Here is a 12,234-nt window from a genome sequence, read left to right as displayed (position 1 = left end):
TTGCTCACTCCGCGTTACGGCCCGGATCACCGGGTCGTGGCGCGGATGTACTCGGGCGGACGTCGTCGGGCGTCCCGTGCGGCGACGATGCTGGGCGCCATGGCCAGTGACTTCCAGCGGCGCAAGATCTCCGGCGTCTTCGGCGCCATGGACGCCGACGGCGACGGGTTCCTGACGGAGGCCGACTTCCGGGCGCTCACCGCCCGGTGGCTCGAGCTGCGCGGCACCGACGCGGGCACGCCGGACGGGCAGCGGCTCGCCGCGGTCATGATGGGCTGGTGGAGCACGCTCGACACGGCCGCGGGCGGAGGCGGCCGGGTCAGCCTCGACCAGGTGCTCCAGGTCGTCGACGCCTTGCCTGCCATGCCGGACGCGGTCACCGGCACTGCCGAGGCGATGTTCGAGGCCGTCGACGAAAACGGCGACGGCGTCATCTCCGCCGCCGAGTACGACCGGCTCATCGCGGCCTGGAACGGGGTCGGCACGCCGTCCGGCGAAGTCTTCGCCCTCCTGGATTCCGACGGCGACGGCGGGCTGTCCCGCGACGAGTTCGCCGGGCACTGGTTCGAGTTCTGGGCCGGCGACGACCCGGCCGCGCCCGGCAGCCGCGTGTTCGGACCAGTGTGATCCGACGTTGCGTCGAACGGATGACTCCGTTCGGGTGAGCCATTACCCCTGGGTAGGGAGGTCGGCGGCGGCACGCGGCGATCACGGCGTAGGGTCCGCCGAATGGGGTTCGAGCGTGAGCGACGACGCTGGCGGGTCCGGTTGCACGACGAACTCGGCCGGGTGTGCGGTGCGGGCACGGTACTGGACGAGTACCACGTGCTCACGAGCGCGCACGTCGTCGAGGCCGCGGGTGGGCCGCGAGCCGCGCTGAGCGTCGACTTCGTCGGCCTGGCCGAAGCCTTGCCCGGCGCCGCGACCGTCGTCGAAGGCTGCTGGGTGCCCTCCGACGGCGGCGGCCACGGCGATCTGGCGCTGCTTCGCCTGGAGCGTCCCGAATCCCGCGTGTTCCGCGCCCCGCTGCACCGCATGCCCCTCGGTGAGCACCAGCTCGTCCGCGCGTTCGGGTTCCCGCCGGGCTCGGTCGGCCGCTGGACGCACGCCCGGCTCGGCGGCCCGGAGCAGACCGGCGGCGAGTGGGTCCGCCTCTTCCGCACGGCCGAAGCCGAGCCGCTCGGCCCGGGCTTCGGCGGCACGGCGGTGATCGACGAGGCGACCGGCCACGTGGTCGGCATGGTCGTCGGCAAGGACACCGGCACCTGGATGGTGCCGGTGGAGACCATGCTCGGGCACCTGCCCCAGCTGAGCATCTGGACGTCCGGCAGTCCGGCCGTCGACGCCAGCTTCTCGCGCCCGGTCGGCGAGGCCGTCGACGTCTCCTTCGTGCAGCGCGTCGCCGACTGGTTCGCGAAGGCCGAGCCGGGGACGGTCTGGGTCGTCGACACCGGCGAGGCCGGCTCGCCCGTCGCCGCGGCCTTGCGGTTCGGGATCGTGCTGGCCGACCGGGAACGTTCCCTCGGCGTGCCCGGCCTGCCGCCGTCGTTCGGCCAGATGCCGCCGGCGGGCAGCGTGGACCTCGCGGTCGACGCGACCGGCCGCACGGCGGACGCCGTCCGCCACCGCATCGCCGACCGGCTCACGACCGGCGTCGCGGGCCGCACCCTGGTCGTCGACGCGATCGACGACTCGGCGGAGCCCGACCGGCTCGTGGGCGAGGTGCTCGCCCCGCTCGCCGGCCGCGCGGCCGAGCTGGGTCTGCGCCTGCTGCTCGGTTTCCGCGAGGAGACCTCGCCGGGCGTGGCGGCGGTGCGGGCGAGCACGGGCCAGGCCCGCCCGGCCCCGGACGACCTCGCGGGCCGCCTCGAGGTGCTCACCCAGGCGGTGGCGGAGCTGGCGGAGATCGAGGCGTACCAGCTACGCGTGGCAACCCGCTTCACGGGCGTCGCGATGCTGCCGGCTCGGGCGCAGCGGTTGAAGGGCGCGCTCAAGCAGCTGCGGTCGGCCGAGGTGGACGGCGACGCCGAGTGGGTCGAGCGCCACATCGACAGCCACGAGCACGCGGTGGCCCCGGCGGTCGAGGACGGCCGCCGCCAGCGCGCGGTCCTCGACGGCCTGGTCGCCCGCCGCGAAGAGCTGCGCACCCGCTTGGCGGGCGACCTCGAGCTGGCCCGCGAGCACGGTTTGGTCGGCGACCCGGAGATCGAGCAGGCGTACATCCCGGCGAAGAGGCTGCTGATCGACGGCCCCTGCGAGCTCACGGCAGCGGCGACGGCGGTGGACACGTACGCGGCGGCGGTCCGGGCGCGGATCGAGGACCGCGGCTGAGCGGGCTTCGCGTACCCGGACCGTCGGTTCGCGTACTTGGTGGGTCGGCTTGCGTACCTGGAGGGTCGGTTCGCGTGCTTGGTGGGTCGGCTTGCGTACCTGGGCGGTCAGGTCGCTGCGCCAAAACTGTCGGTGTCGGCCGGTAGCGTAGGAAACGGGGGGCGCCCCCGCGGCCGGGGCGAAGGCGGCGGCCGAGCGGCTTTCCGGCGCCCGGAATTGTCGGTGCCGGCTGATAGCGTGGAAACCGGGGGGCGCCCCCCGCGGGCCCGGTGGGGTCAGACGGTCAGCACCACCTTCCCCCGCAGGTGGCCGCGCTCGATCAGCCGGTGTGCGTCGGCGATGCGCTCGAACGGGAACGTCTCCTGCACACTCACCCGCAGCCGGCCCTGCTCGACCAGATCGGCCAGCCCGCGCAGCGCCACCGGATCCGGTTCGACCGCGATGCCGCTGAACCGCCGCCCGGCCGCCTCGAACTTCGCGATGAGCGCCTGGTCCTCCTCCGCCACCGCCGTCACGAAATGCCCCCCGGTCCGCAGCACCTCGAGCGAACGCGAAGCCACCTCCCCGCCGAGCGTGTCCAGCACCAGATCGACGTCGCGCACCACCTCCGCGAAGTCGGCCACCGTGTAGTCGACGACTTCATCGGCGCCCAAGCCCGCCACGAATTCGCGCTTGCCGCCGCTCGCCGTGGTGATCACGTGCGCGCCGAGAGCCTTCGCGAGCTGGATCGCGACGTGCCCGACCCCGCCGCCGCCACCGTGGACCAGGACCCGGTCGCCCTCGCGCACGCCGCCGACGTCCACCAGGCCCTGCCAGGCCGTCAACCCCGCCACCGGCAACGCCGCCGCCTCGATGTGGGACAGCGACGCCGGTTTGCGCGCCAGGTGCAGTCCCGGCGCCGCCACGAATTCGGCGTACGCGCTCGCCGCCCGCGGGAACAGCGGCATCCCGAACACCTCGTCGCCGGGACGGAACCGCCACGTCAAGGACTCCTCGACCACGCCGCTGATGTCCCAGCCGAGGACGAACGGCGGCGGCCCGAGCAACGGGAACTCGCCCGCGCGCAGGCGCGGCTCCAGGGGGTTGAGCCCGATCGCCTCGACCCGGACCAGGACCTCGGTCGGCAGCGGGCGGGGCTCGGGTGCGGCCACGACGGTGAGGACCTCCGGGCCCCCGAACTCGTGCTGGGTGATCATTCGCATGCCGCCACGATGGCTGCCGCGCCCTCCGGCGCACCACCGTTGTCCCGCCGGGAAATTCCGGAAACCCGCCACGTACGGTGAGAAGCATGTGCGAGCCCTTGGCCCACGGCGACGACGTCCCCGCGCACGCCCACGACTTCGGTCAGCTCCGGTACGCCGCCTCGGGGGCCCTGGTCACCACGACGCGGGCCGGCACCTGGGTGGCGCCGGCGAACCGGATCACCTGGGTGCCGCCGTTCCACGTGCACAGCAGCCGCGCGCACGGCGCCACCGTCGTCCGGCTCCTCGGCGTCCCGGCGGCCGAATCCGGGCGCCTGCCGTCCGTGCCCTCGGTGTTCGTGGCCAGTCCGCTGCTGCGCGAGGCCTACCTGGCGACGGCCACCGAGCCGGACGGCAGTCCCCGGGCCCGGCTGCTGCTCGAGGTCGTCCTCTCCGAACTCGCCCGGGCGCCCCGGGAACCGCTGCGCCTCCCGGAGCCCGGCGACGCGCGCCTCAAAGCCGTCACCGACTTGCTGCACGCCGATCCGGCGTGCCCGGCCACCCTGGCGCGGCTCGGGCGCCGGACCGGCACGAGCGAACGGACCCTCAGCCGCCTGTTCGGCCGCGAGCTGTCGATGAGCTTCCCCCAGTGGCGCACGCTGCTGCGGGTGCAGCGGGCCCTGCTCGAACTCGGCGACGGCACCTCGGTCACCGACACGGCGACGCGGCTGGGCTGGGCGAACCCGGCCAGCTTCATCGACGCCTTCACCGCCCTCGTCGGCCAGACCCCGGGCCGCTACCGCGCCACCGGCTAGCGGCGGCCCAGGCCGCGGATCAGCACCATCACCGCGTCCCGCACCTCCGCCCGCGTGCGCTGCGGCCCGAACACCTGCCAGTCCAGCGCGACCACCAGCATCGTGCCGAACAACCCGGCCGCCGCCGTCGGGATCTGCACCCCTTCCGGCAGCCGCCCTTCCGACTCCAACCTCGACAGCTGCTGCTTCACGATCGAGATGATCTCCTCGCGCAGCAGCGACAGCGTCCCGTGCCACTGTCCCGGCGTCCGCCACAGCTCGCTCACCAGGATCTGCGAGAACCCCGGGTACTGGGCGATGAACTCCAGCGTCGTGTCGACCTGCGCCTCGATCACGTCCAGCGGATCCGCCTCGGAAACCGCGTCGCGCAGCCGGACGGCGAGGATGTCCACGCCGTAGCGCAGCAGCGCGTCGACCAAGCCGTCCTTCGAGCCGAAGTTGTAGTACACCGTGCCCTTCGCGACGCCGGCAGCCGCCGCGATGTCGTCGACCGTCAGGCCCACCAGGCCGCGGCTCTTCGAGAGCTCCAGAGTCGCCTCGAAGAGCTTCTGCTTCGTCGCGCCGCTCACAGGCTCAGCTCGGGCTTGAGCGCGGACACCGTCCAAACGCGACGCTTGCCGGCGGCCAGCGTGGACACCAGGATCCCGCCCACGAGGTAGGCCAGCAGCACGCCGATGTCACCGAGCAGCCGTCCCGTCGAGGCGCCGCTGTAGAACAGGTGGCGGAAGCCGTCGATCGCGTAGCCCATCGGCAGGACCACGTGCAGCGGGTAGAGCGCGTCCGGGATCGTCTGCCAGGGGAACGTGCCGCCCGCGCTCACCAGCTGCAGCACCAGCAGCACCAGGCCGAGGAACTTGCCCACCGCGCCGAAGAAGGCGTTGAGCGCGTGCACCACCGACGTGAACGTCAGCGACACCAGCACGGCGAACCCGATCGCCTCCAGCGGGTGGGCGATGTGGATGCCGACCAGCCACGTCACCGCACCGAACAGCACGACCACCTGCGCGATGCCCAGCAGCGCCGAGGACAGCCAGCCGCCGACGGCGACCCGGAACGGGGCCGCGCCCGCGGTCAGCGCGCGCGTCGAGAGCGGGCGCAGGATCAGGAACAGCACGAACGCGCCGATCCAGGTGGCCAGCGAGATGAAGAACGGCGCGAGACCGGCGCCGTAGGTCCCCGCCGACGCCTCGCCGTTGGCGTTCACCGCCACCGGGTCCGCGATCGTGCTGGCCGTCGCGTTGCGGGTCGGGTCGTCCGGGTTCGGGATCTGCTGCAGCCCGGCCGCGAGCCCGTCGCGCAGCTTCACCGCGCCGTCCGCGAGCTGGTTCGTGCCGTTGACCGCGGTCTTCTCGCCGTCGCTCAGCTGCGACGCCCCGTCCTTCAGCTGGTTCGCGCCGTCCGACGCCTGCGCGATGCCGCTCGCCAGCTGCGGGGACGCCGCGGCGAGCTTGGCCGCGCCGTCGGACACCTGGCGGGCGCCGTCGGCCAGCTTCGCGAGGTCGCCGTTGGCCTGCTGGATCTTGCTGTTCGCCTGGTCGACGGGGGAGCGCAGCTGGTCGGCGCGCGCCAGGATCTGCTGGACCTGCGCGTCCGGCACGCCGGCGTTGCGCAGGTCGGTCTGCAGCTGGCTGCGGTAGGAGTCGAGCTTGCCCTGGATGTCGGACGACGCCGTGGCGGCGATCGAAGCCGCGTCGGCGACCTTCTGGTCACCGGCGGCGACCTGCGAAGCGCCGTTGGCGAGCTGCTGGGTCTGCGAGGGCAGGGACGCGGTGGCGCTCTTGAGCGTGCCGAGGCCGGTCGCCAGGGTCGACGAGCCGTCCGCGAGCTTCGCCGCGCCGTCGGCGAGCTGCTGCTGGCCCGACTTGAGCTGGGTGGCGCCGTCGGCGAGCTGCGCCGCGCCGGTCGAGGCCTCCTGGATCTTGGCGTAGATCGTGGAGAACCCGACCAGGAACCGGTCCGCGGCCTCGCTGCCGACCTTCTCCGCGATCGTCTTGCGGACCTGCTCGGCGACCTGCTTGGCGATCGTGCCGGACAGGTAGTTGTTGGCGTCGTTGGTGGTCAGCGTGATCGTCGCCTGCTGCGGCTGGAAGTTGCCGACCGAAAGCAGCGCCGCGGAGAACCCGCTCGGGATGCCGATGGCGAACGAGTACTTGTCGTCGCGGACGCCGTCGCGGGCCTCCTGCTCGGACACCTCGTGCCACTGGAAGGTGCCCGACTTGACCAGCTCGTCGGTCACCTCGCGGCCGACGTTGCGCTGCTGGCCGCTCGAGTCCTTCGCGCCGGCATCGCTGGTGAAGACCGCGGCGGGCAGCTTGTCGAGCCGGCCGTACGGGTCGTAGTTCGCGTAGAGGTAGAAGGACGCGTAGAGCAGCGGCACCAGCACGAGCGCGACCAGCGCCAGCTTCGGCAGGGTGCCGGTGGAGAGACGGCGCAGCTCGTTGCGCGCGATCCGGAAGGCGTTCATTCGGGGACTCCGTCAGTGCTCTCGGTGAGCTCTTCGGTCGGTTCGGGGGTGGTGGGGGACGCGCAGTGCTGCGGCGCGGGCTGCTCGGCCGCGCCGACGAGCGCGGGCGTGAAGGGCAGGGCGGACAGCGGGGTCGTCGCGGCCAGCACGACCACGGCGAGGCCGCGTTCGGCCTGTTCCCGGGCCAGCCCGGCCCAGCTGCCGACGTCACTGGTGTGCCGGTCGGGGGTGTCGAGCACGAGCACGCGCACGCCCTTGCGCTCGGCGGCCAGCTCGGTGAGCAGCCGCGTGCGCAGGGCGGGCGCGAGGTTCTCGAAGCGGGTGCCGGCGAACGGCGCGGCGCCGTGGTCGGCGAGCCAGCGGGCGACATCCTCCTTGCCCGCCGGGCGGTGCGCCAGCGCCAGCTCTTCGCCGGCGACCACGCGCAGCGGCAGCGCGTCGTCGGGCTCGCTGACCCCCGGCGCGTCGACGACCGCGACGAGCTCGGTCAAGGGCGCGTCGACCCCCTCGGCGTGCACCGTGCCGGTGGTCGGCTTGAGCCGGCCGGCCAGCGCGAGACCGAACGCCGTGACGCCGACGCCGGGTTCGCCGTGCACGATCGCCAGGTCGCCGTCGCCGACGGTCAGGGACGTGGGCGGCAACAAGGTGCCGTGGTGCCCTTCGAGGGACACCCGATCGGCTCGGACCTGCACGGTTTCTCCCGCTTCGCGAACTTTTGAACTGACCGGTCAGTTCAAAAGCTAGTCCCGACGGGAGGGCGCGGCAAGATCACTGGACGCACGTCACACTTGTGGGTGGTTCACCGCAGCGCCGTCGCGGGGCGCACCTCCCACGTCGTCCACAGTGGACGATAACCCTGCCGGTGCCAGAACACCGAAGAAAGCGGGTTGGTCGGGTTGTAGTACAGGTACGTGCGGGTCGCGCCGCCGCGATGCAGCTCCCGGTGCACGTGCGCCATCAGCGCCCGCCCGACCCCGCCGCCGCGCTCACCGGGTGCGGTCACGACGTTGTTCACGTACCCCCAGCGCCCCGGCGGCAGCAGTTCGCCCGCCTCGCTGCCCGGAACCGCGTCGAGCCACGCGCAGTGCGCGAACGCGCGCAGCTCACCGCCGGTCTCGGCCAGCCAGACGGCAGGCTCGTCCGCGGCGAGGGCGTCGCGCAGGGAGGGCGCCAGCAGCTCGGCCGTGTTGTCCCGGCGCGGCGAGGCGACGAGCCCGGTGTAGTCGAACGTCGCCGTCGCCAGCTCCAGTGCCGCGTCGAAGTCGGCGGGACCGGCCCGGCGGACGGCCACGCCCGGCTCCGGCTCGGGTGGGGGAGCGGTGCGCACGCCGACCGCCGACAGCGGCACCAGACCGTGGTCGAGGAAGGCTCGGATCGCCTCGGCGTCGCGGCTGGGCCAGACGACCACGCACGCCGAGTCGTCACCGATCGCTTCCGAAGACAGCCGGCCCTTCAGCGCGCGCAGCAGGAGGTCCACCCCTTCGGTGCCGGTGTCGCCGAAGTAGGGGAAGAGCTGCCAGGTGTCGGCGGCCGACCACAGCATCGGGACGTCGCCGGGGGCGAGCCGCTGCCGCTGCAGCACCCCGGTGACCTGCGTGCCGTCCGCCGTCGCCGCGTCGAGGCGTTCGCCTGCGGCCGGTGGTGCGGCGGGCGGCAGGAGCGCGTCGACGGCGGCGAAGCGCGCCCGGTGCGCCGCCAGCAGCGGCTCGGCGATGTCCATGGTTCCCCCTTCGATCGTGCGGTCAGGACCAGGCGGGACGCCGGAGCCACATGGTCCACAGTGGACGATAGCCCTGCCGGTGCCAGAACACCGGCGAAAGCGGGTTCGCCGGGTGGTAGAACAAGAACGTCCCGCGCACGTCGTGGCCGAGCAGCTCGCGGTGCGCCACCGCCATCAGCGCCCGGCCGACCCCGCCGCCGCGGGCCGCGGGGGCGACCGACAGCGTGTCGACGTATCCCCAGCGGCCCGGGAGCAGCCGTCCGTGGACGGAGTTGCCCGGCGAGGCCGAGGCCAGCGCGCAGGAGGCCAGGCCGGCCGGCACGCCACCGTCCTCCGCGAGCCAGACCAGCCCGCTGAAGCGCAGCGCGCGGACGACCTCGGCGCGCAGCAGCTCCCGCGCGCCCGGCCGGGGCACGGCGGTGCCGACCAGCGAGGTGTAGCGCCATTCGGCCAGCCGCAGCTCGGTCAGCGCGTCGACGTCGCTCTCCCCGGCCCGGCGGACGGTCACCGGCGCCGGTCCGGGGCCCGCGGGCGGATCCGGGGCGCGCACGGCCAGGCACGTCATCGGCGCGAACCCGTGCGCCAGGAGCACCGCCGAGGCCTCGGCGTCGCGGCTCGGCCAGGTCACCGAGCAGCCCGAGTCCGGGCCGGCCGGCGTCCCGCGCAGCCGGTCGCGCCACGCGCCGAGCAGCGCGGCGAGGCCCGCGGCCCCGCTGTCGCCCGGCACCGCGGTCAGGTCCCGGATGTCCGACGGCCCCCAGAGCGCGGGCCAGGACCCCGGCGCGTGCACGACCTGCGTCAGCAGGCCGCCCGCCTTGCGGCCGCCGACCGTCACGACCAGCGGCTCGTTCGACGGCGACGGCGGGGCCGCGATCGGCGGGAGGAGCGGGTCGAGCGCGGCGAACCGCGCGTTCTGCTGCTCTTCGAGGGTGCTCACGAGCGGTGCGTGCGGAAGATGGCGGTGCCCGGGAAGAGCTTGCCGCGCAGCGGGCTCCACTGGCCCCACACCCGCGTGTGCCCGGCCGGCCACTCGGGCTCGACCAGGTCGGTGAGGGTGAACCCGGCCCCGGCCAGCGCACGCACGTAGTCGCCGAGGGTGTGGTGGTATTCGACGTAGGTGGCGGTGCCCTCGTCGTCGACCTCGACGTAGGGCGTGCGGTCGAAGTACGGCTGGGTGACGGTGAGCCCCTGCGGGCCCGGGTCGTCGGGGAAGATCCACCGCATCGGGTGGGTCACCGAGAACACCCACGGCGCGCCCGGCCGCAGCACCCGGTGCACCTCGGCGAAGACCGCGTCCACCGAGGCGACGAACGGGATCGCGCCGAAGGCCGAGCAGGCCGCGTCGAAGCTGCCGGACGCCAGTGGCAGGTGCTCGGCGTTCGCCTGGACGAGGGGGACGTCGAGGCCGGTGCGCGCGTTGCCGTCGCGGGCGTGGCGCAGCATGCCGGCGGACAGGTCGGTCGCCACGGCGTGGGCGCCCTCCGCGGCCAGCCAGCGGGCGCAGGCGGCCTGCCCGCAGCCGACCTCCAGCACGCGCTTGCCGCGGACGTCGCCGAGCAGCCGCGCGTCGGCCTCCCGGACGCCCTCCGGGCACCAGACGAAGTCGGCGTCGCCGAGGAACCCGCCGTGCTCGGCCTGGTAGTCGTCGGCGTCGGCGTCCCACCAGGCGAGGTTGGCCGCTGCCGCTTCGGCGCCGCCGACCTCGCGGTAGGCGACCGCCGCGGTGCCCAGCCGGTGCTCGGCGGCGTCGTGGCGCCCCGGCGCGGGCGCCTGCTCCGGTGGCATGATGGGGTCTCCGGTCCCGGTGGCCGCGAGCGGCTCCACCTGCGTCCTCGTGCGTGCGGTTTGCTTCCGCGAGGACCTTAGCGAGCCAGGGGGACCCTGATTGTGCCGCCTAGCGGCTGCCGCGTAGGATAAGTGTTAGCGCAGTGGGTTCGCGCTGCCTTCCGCTCAGCTTCTGGTTGGGACTCGGGTCGCGCACCGTATGCGGGGTCATGCCGCGGTCGTTCACTGGTGGACGTTTGCTTGCAGGGTCGTCGCATGCCGCCCATCGCGCCGACAACTGCCAACCCTCGATTCCCATCCACCGGAGCAACCCGCCTAATGACCACCGACACCGCCACCGCCCCGACCGCCCCCACCGGGCCCCAGCAGGTCGCCATCAACGACATCGGGTCGGAGGAAGACTTCCTCGCGGCGATCGACAAGACGATCAAGTACTTCAACGATGGCGACATCGTCGAGGGCACCATCGTCAAGGTCGACCGCGACGAGGTCCTGCTCGACATCGGCTACAAGACCGAGGGTGTCATCCCCTCGCGTGAGCTCTCCATCAAGCACGATGTCGACCCGGCTGAGGTTGTCACCGTCGGCGATGAGGTCGAAGCCCTGGTTCTCCAGAAGGAGGACAAGGAAGGCCGTCTGATCCTGTCCAAGAAGCGCGCGCAGTACGAGCGCGCCTGGGGCACGATCGAGGAGCTCAAGGAGAAGGACGAGCCCGTCAAGGGCACCGTCATCGAGGTCGTCAAGGGCGGCCTCATCCTCGACATCGGCCTGCGCGGCTTCCTCCCCGCGTCCCTGGTCGAGATGCGCCGCGTGCGCGACCTGCAGCCGTACGTCGGCCGCGAGCTCGAGGCGAAGATCATCGAGCTGGACAAGAACCGCAACAACGTGGTCCTGTCCCGCCGCGCCTACCTGGAGCAGACCCAGTCCGAGGTGCGCAGCGAGTTCCTCAACGCGCTCGCCAAGGGCCAGGTCCGCAAGGGCGTCGTGTCGTCCATCGTCAACTTCGGTGCCTTCGTGGACCTGGGTGGCGTCGACGGCCTGGTGCACGTCTCCGAGCTGTCCTGGAAGCACATCGACCACCCGTCCGAGGTCGTCGAGGTCGGCCAGGAGGTCACGGTCGAGGTCCTGGACGTCGACATGGACCGCGAGCGCGTCTCGCTGTCGCTGAAGGCGACCCAGGAAGACCCGTGGCGCCAGTTCGCCCGCACCCACGCGATCGGCCAGATCGTGCCGGGCAAGGTCACCAAGCTGGTTCCGTTCGGTGCGTTCGTGCGCGTCGAAGAGGGCATCGAGGGCCTGGTCCACATCTCCGAGCTGGCCGAGCGCCACGTGGAGATCCCGGAGCAGGTCGTCCAGGTCAACGGCGACGTCATGGTCAAGGTCATCGACATCGACCTCGAGCGCCGTCGCATCTCGCTGTCGCTGAAGCAGGCGAACGAGGGTGTCACGCCGGACACCGAGTTCGACCCGACCCAGTACGGCATGGCCGCCGAGTACGACGCCGAGGGCAACTACATCTACCCCGAAGGCTTCGACCCGGACACCCAGGAGTGGCAGGAAGGCTTCGACAAGCAGCGTGAGGAGTGGGAGCGCCAGTACGCCGAGGCGCACACTCGTTACGAGGCCCACATGAAGCAGGTCCAGAAGGCCGTCGAGGCCGACGCCGAAGCGGCGGCGGACGCGGCGACCGGCATCGAGGGTGGCGCGGAAAGCTACACCTCGGGCTCGGCCCCGGCCGACTCCAAGAGCAGCGGTGGCACCCTCGCCTCCGACGAGCAGCTCGCGGCGCTCCGCGAGAAGCTCTCCGGCGGTGCGTGAGCACTAGCTCGCCGAGCTGAACGAGAGCCCCCGGTCCACTGAGGACCGGGGGCTCTTCGCGTTCCCCCGCGCCCTGCCCGGCCCAACGCAGTGAATGACTCATTCCTGGCGTCAGACGCA

Annotated in this window: 11 protein-coding genes; 4 read left to right on the top strand and 7 right to left on the bottom strand. The window is 72.9% G+C overall.

Features of this window, described 5'->3' with window-relative positions; all coding sequences use genetic code 11:
* Positions 1-87: 87 nt before the first annotated feature.
* Together ACFPLC_RS44695 and ACFPLC_RS44690 are read left to right on the top strand one after the other, a co-directional pair.
* The gene (locus ACFPLC_RS44695) at positions 88-627 is read left to right on the top strand and encodes an EF-hand domain-containing protein (RefSeq protein ID WP_378236300.1); all 540 of its coding nucleotides are present in this window, start codon (positions 88-90) and stop codon (positions 625-627) included.
* Positions 628-729: 102 nt separating this feature from the next.
* Positions 730-2,331, top strand: coding sequence for a S1 family peptidase (locus tag ACFPLC_RS44690; RefSeq protein WP_378190240.1), 1,602 nt, complete (start codon positions 730-732; stop codon positions 2,329-2,331).
* 275 nt (positions 2,332-2,606) lie between these two features.
* Here ACFPLC_RS44690 and ACFPLC_RS44685 read toward each other — a convergent pair whose 3' ends face one another.
* The gene (locus ACFPLC_RS44685; protein WP_378190238.1) at positions 2,607-3,533 is read right to left on the bottom strand and encodes an NADP-dependent oxidoreductase; all 927 of its coding nucleotides are present in this window, start codon (positions 3,531-3,533) and stop codon (positions 2,607-2,609) included.
* 86 nt (positions 3,534-3,619) lie between these two features.
* Here ACFPLC_RS44685 and ACFPLC_RS44680 point away from each other — a divergent pair, with 86 nt between their 5' ends.
* Complete coding sequence (locus ACFPLC_RS44680) at positions 3,620-4,327, top strand: AraC family transcriptional regulator (protein ID WP_378190236.1); 708 nt, start codon at positions 3,620-3,622, stop codon at positions 4,325-4,327.
* Here ACFPLC_RS44680 and ACFPLC_RS44675 read toward each other — a convergent pair.
* The 6 genes from ACFPLC_RS44675 to ACFPLC_RS44650 form a co-directional block, all read right to left on the bottom strand.
* Positions 4,324-4,896, bottom strand: coding sequence for a TetR/AcrR family transcriptional regulator (locus ACFPLC_RS44675; protein WP_378190235.1), 573 nt, complete (start codon positions 4,894-4,896; stop codon positions 4,324-4,326). The two genes, ACFPLC_RS44680 and ACFPLC_RS44675, sit on opposite strands and share 4 nt — an antisense overlap.
* The gene (locus tag ACFPLC_RS44670) at positions 4,893-6,791 is read right to left on the bottom strand and encodes a YhgE/Pip family protein (protein WP_378190233.1); all 1,899 of its coding nucleotides are present in this window, start codon (positions 6,789-6,791) and stop codon (positions 4,893-4,895) included. The genes ACFPLC_RS44675 and ACFPLC_RS44670 overlap by 4 nt, the downstream gene beginning before the upstream one ends.
* Complete coding sequence (locus ACFPLC_RS44665) at positions 6,788-7,483, bottom strand: ABC transporter ATP-binding protein (protein ID WP_378190230.1); 696 nt, start codon at positions 7,481-7,483, stop codon at positions 6,788-6,790. The genes ACFPLC_RS44670 and ACFPLC_RS44665 overlap by 4 nt, the downstream gene beginning before the upstream one ends.
* A 107-nt stretch (positions 7,484-7,590) precedes the next feature.
* Entirely contained in the window at positions 7,591-8,511 is a 921-nt protein-coding gene (locus tag ACFPLC_RS44660) for a GNAT family N-acetyltransferase (protein WP_378190227.1), read from the bottom strand.
* Between the two features lie 22 nt (positions 8,512-8,533).
* Positions 8,534-9,448, bottom strand: coding sequence for a GNAT family N-acetyltransferase (locus ACFPLC_RS44655; RefSeq protein ID WP_378190225.1), 915 nt, complete (start codon positions 9,446-9,448; stop codon positions 8,534-8,536).
* Entirely contained in the window at positions 9,445-10,296 is an 852-nt protein-coding gene (locus tag ACFPLC_RS44650) for a class I SAM-dependent methyltransferase (protein WP_378190223.1), read from the bottom strand. The genes ACFPLC_RS44655 and ACFPLC_RS44650 overlap by 4 nt, the downstream gene beginning before the upstream one ends.
* A gap of 318 nt (positions 10,297-10,614) precedes the next feature.
* Between ACFPLC_RS44650 and rpsA the strand changes: the two genes are divergently transcribed.
* A complete protein-coding gene (rpsA, locus tag ACFPLC_RS44645; protein WP_003098851.1) occupies positions 10,615-12,114 on the top strand; it encodes a 30S ribosomal protein S1 in 1,500 nt (499 codons plus the stop codon).
* The last annotated feature ends 120 nt before the right edge of the window (positions 12,115-12,234 follow it).

This window comes from Amycolatopsis plumensis, assembly GCF_042652605.1.
Lineage (GTDB): Bacteria > Actinomycetota > Actinomycetes > Mycobacteriales > Pseudonocardiaceae > Amycolatopsis > Amycolatopsis plumensis.
Note: the sequence above shows the minus strand (reverse complement) of the source record. Positions and strands in the feature narration are given on the sequence as shown.